Source organism: Thermoplasma sp. (assembly GCF_008709555.1).
Classification (GTDB): Archaea; Thermoplasmatota; Thermoplasmata; order Thermoplasmatales; family Thermoplasmataceae; genus Thermoplasma.
The window spans coordinates 1-3,340 of the sequence record NZ_VYIJ01000036.1; the positions used below are offsets into that span (position 1 = coordinate 1).

Annotated in this window: 4 protein-coding genes; 2 read left to right on the plus strand and 2 right to left on the minus strand. The window is 46.1% G+C overall.

Annotation, left to right across the window (positions count from 1 at the left end):
* Positions 1-5: 5 nt before the first annotated feature.
* Entirely contained in the window at positions 6-233 is a 228-nt protein-coding gene (locus F6Q11_RS07485; protein WP_297027966.1) for a hypothetical protein, read from the minus strand.
* Positions 234-325: 92 nt separating this feature from the next.
* On the opposite strand from F6Q11_RS07485, the gene F6Q11_RS07490 reads away from it, so the two are divergent.
* Both F6Q11_RS07490 and F6Q11_RS07495 read left to right on the plus strand, forming a co-directional pair.
* Entirely contained in the window at positions 326-2,086 is a 1,761-nt protein-coding gene (locus tag F6Q11_RS07490; RefSeq protein ID WP_297027969.1) for a S9 family peptidase, read from the plus strand.
* A gap of 8 nt (positions 2,087-2,094) precedes the next feature.
* Positions 2,095-2,676, plus strand: coding sequence for a hypothetical protein (locus F6Q11_RS07495; RefSeq protein ID WP_297027972.1), 582 nt, complete (start codon positions 2,095-2,097; stop codon positions 2,674-2,676).
* Here the strand turns inward: F6Q11_RS07495 and F6Q11_RS07500 are convergent.
* The coding region (locus tag F6Q11_RS07500) for a class I SAM-dependent methyltransferase (RefSeq protein ID WP_297027975.1) at positions 2,661-3,340 on the minus strand (680 nt) is incomplete at its 5' end. The genes F6Q11_RS07495 and F6Q11_RS07500 overlap by 16 nt on opposite strands.

Sequence of the window (3,340 nt, forward strand, 5' to 3'; positions counted from 1 at the left end):
ACACATTAGTTGTCTAAATATTTATTGGGATTATTTTTCATACCTGATGCGTACCCGCTGATCAGTATGCCCAGATAATACGATTGGAGCTTCAGGTTCGTTATTATGCTTGCTGAGGCGAATGTGTATGCTGACCCATCGAAATCCGAAGCCAGAGCAGGCAGCGCTCCTACAACGAATACCGTGATCAATCCTAGAAGACTACCTGTTGCCAGTTTTCTTGTTGTCTCCATACACGCCAATTATTTTCATGGTATTAAAACTTTCATATCTGCAGACAACGGATTAAAGCTAATTTTCAAATATGATATGACAATTCATTGCTATGGATCCGTCTGATGCCTATAGGGTGAAATTTGCGAATGATATATTCGTGAATGGTGACTGGGCCTATTTCACTGAGAAGTACATAAAGAATGACGAATACCATTCGGTTATAAAAAAGGTCGACAGAACAGGCAATGTCGTACAGGTAACATTCGGAGAGAACGAGCGTTATCCAAAGATATACGGAGGATCTCTCTACTTCATAAAATACTCCAAAGACAAGGAATCGCTGATGCGCGTTGACGGTTTGTCTGAGCCAAGGGAGATAATATCATTTGCCAAGATATCGGAATACGCCGTCATCGGGAATGATGTCTACATTATAGGCCAGGAACCTGCCGATAATACCCAGCCATTCGAAGCAAGCGATATAAAGTACAGGTTTAACGCGCGGGGCCTCATGCGTTCATACAATTCCCTATACAGAATCAGGGAGAAGCCAGAGAAGATATATTCAGGTCACTTCGATGTCAGCGGTATAAGGTCAAACGGCAGGCGAATAGTAATATCCACAACGGAAAACTCAAACGATTACGGCCTCCTAGATCTCTTCGAAATAGATCCAGACGGGAAGAAGCTGAAGAGAATAACAAAAGAGCCAGCGAACGTCAATGATTTCGCGGTATCCGAGTCTGGTAGAATCGCATTTTCTGGCTACTACGGCCTTGACGTGGGGAGGGTATCAAATATAATCTTCCCAGAGGAGGATCTCGAGATACCTGTGGGAAACGATGCGGCAAATTCCGTGATAGGAGATTCATTCGGGGGATCACACTATCGCATCATATTCGATAAAGACATGCTGTACGCCATAGGACAGGAGAAGTCCTCATCATACGTATACAGGATCGTCGATAGGGCGGAGAGGGTGACCCCGGAGAATAGGAACATAGTGGATTTTGATTTTAAAGACTCGATCGCCTACGTATACTCGGATATGATGCATCCATCCGTTGTGAACTTCGGATCGGAATACGATCTCAACCCGGAAATTCGCGGAATGAAGGCAGATTCCTTTGAGATGGATGGTGGCGAATGCTTCGCAATGGTCTCAAAGAAGGAGAACCCCTCGATCCTGTTTATACATGGAGGACCGCATACAGCATATGGGAACACCTATTTCATAGAGTTCCAGTACTTCTTTGCCAATGGATACAACATATTATTCTGCAATCCGCCAGGCAGTTCAGGGTACGGCCAGGACTACGAGAAGGCATGCGTGGGCGACTGGGGCGGTAAGGATATGCATTACATACTCAAATTCGTTGAGGAAGCCCGATCCAAATATGGATTGACTGGGAAAATCGGCGTTACCGGCGGTTCCTATGGCGGCTATATGACGAACTGGATAGTCACGCAGACAGATGAGTTTGACTGTGCGATATCTGAGCGGTCGATATCCAACCTATTCAGCATGATTGGCACGAGCGACATAGGTTTCTGGTTCAACACGCTGGAACTCGATCTCAAGGATCCTTATTCAAAGGAGGGCATGCAGAAGCTCATGGATTTCTCCCCGATCAATTATGTTAAGAAGGCTAAGACACCGATAATGCTCATAACCGGAGAAGAGGACTACAGATGCCCAATAGAGCAGGCAGAACAGTTCTATGTGGCTATGAAAATTAACGGGGTGGAATCCGTCCTCGTGAGGTATCCGGGCGATAACCACGAACATGCCAGGGCTGGCGTTCCAAAGAATATGGTGGACCGGCTCAGGCGAAAGACCGAGTGGTTTGACAGGCACCTCAAGGGATAAGGATACGGATGATCAACCTTCTTTACATTTTAGCCTCGGTGATCGTGCTTGCGTCCCTTCACATGATCGCACCGGACCACTGGCTTCCTCTTGCGGCTCTCTCAGCCAGGAGAAGGATGCGATCGTCCATGTCAGCTGCCATAGCTTCAGCTCTGGGCCTTGCACATTCATTACTGTCCCTGGCACTTTCATTCGCCATAATTTTTCTTGGAATGTATTTTCTGGGACTCGTCCATTTCAGGATCATAGCTATAGCCATAATCGCAGTGGTCTGCGTCTATATGTTCGTGAATACTATAGTGGAATCGAAAAAACATGGACGCATAGAGGAAAGCGCACTTACAGTGAGCGTATTGCCAGATCCTACGGTACTGCCATTCATTGTCGCGGCTGGTCTTTATGGCCCATCTGGTATAGTGTACGCATCCATATCGTTTGTCTTTGCCAGTGTTGTTGCGTTAGCGCTGATCTCTTATGCTGCGAACAGAGGACTAGTTTCGGGACTCAGAAACCTGAACCCTATAACGATAGACAGAATAGTTATACTGATCCTTATCATAACCGCGGTATACATCTATTTCTTCGGCTGATCGCCGTTCATCAGCGTGATTATTATCCTCTCCTTTCTGAGTATCATCTTTTCAGGATCGAATCGCATTTTTCTCAGCTGATCGGAATTAAGGCTTCTTATGAATGAAAGGCATTTCTGGCCGGTTTCAGAATCCATAGGAACGGGATATAACCATTCGTCGAAGGTCAGTTCTTCTATAGTCGTGTTCGTCGATCTTATGATCAGCCCATGTTTTGATGCGAGATCCCGGTATTCGCTGATCTTCAAAGCACCGACATGGGTGGGATCTCTTGTTCTCTCAAGCCTGTTAAAGTTGTCCTCTGCATCCTCTTCTGGAGAGACCATATCGGCTATGGCTATAATACCTCTTCCTGAAAGGAGACCTGAGGCTTTACGAAAAAAGAGATCCTTGTCCGTGAAGTGATGGAGCGCACGCCTTATCGTGATGGCATCGAACTTGATGTCTGTGGAGAAGGTCTCGAACGGAGTCTTGACAAATTCAACATTCTGTATTCCACGCTCCTTCATCAGTTCCCTAGCTTTATCTATCATGTTTTCAGTTTCATCTATGGCTATGACCCTTCTGCACTTCTTTGAAAGAGCTGCAGCGGTGAAACCAGTGCCAGTTGCCACATCGAGGCACGCATCCAGATCATCAGGTATGGCGGATATGAGGAGATCCA

Bases quoted from the DNA above. Each gene is read 5' to 3' on its own strand.
- F6Q11_RS07495 (WP_297027972.1), top strand. From the start codon at position 2,095: ATGATCAACCTTCTTTACATTTTAGCCTCGGTGATCGTGCTTGCGTCC.
- F6Q11_RS07485 (WP_297027966.1), bottom strand. From the start codon at position 233: ATGGAGACAACAAGAAAACTGGCAACAGGTAGTCTTCTAGGATTGATC.
- F6Q11_RS07490 (WP_297027969.1), top strand. From the start codon at position 326: ATGGATCCGTCTGATGCCTATAGGGTGAAATTTGCGAATGATATATTC.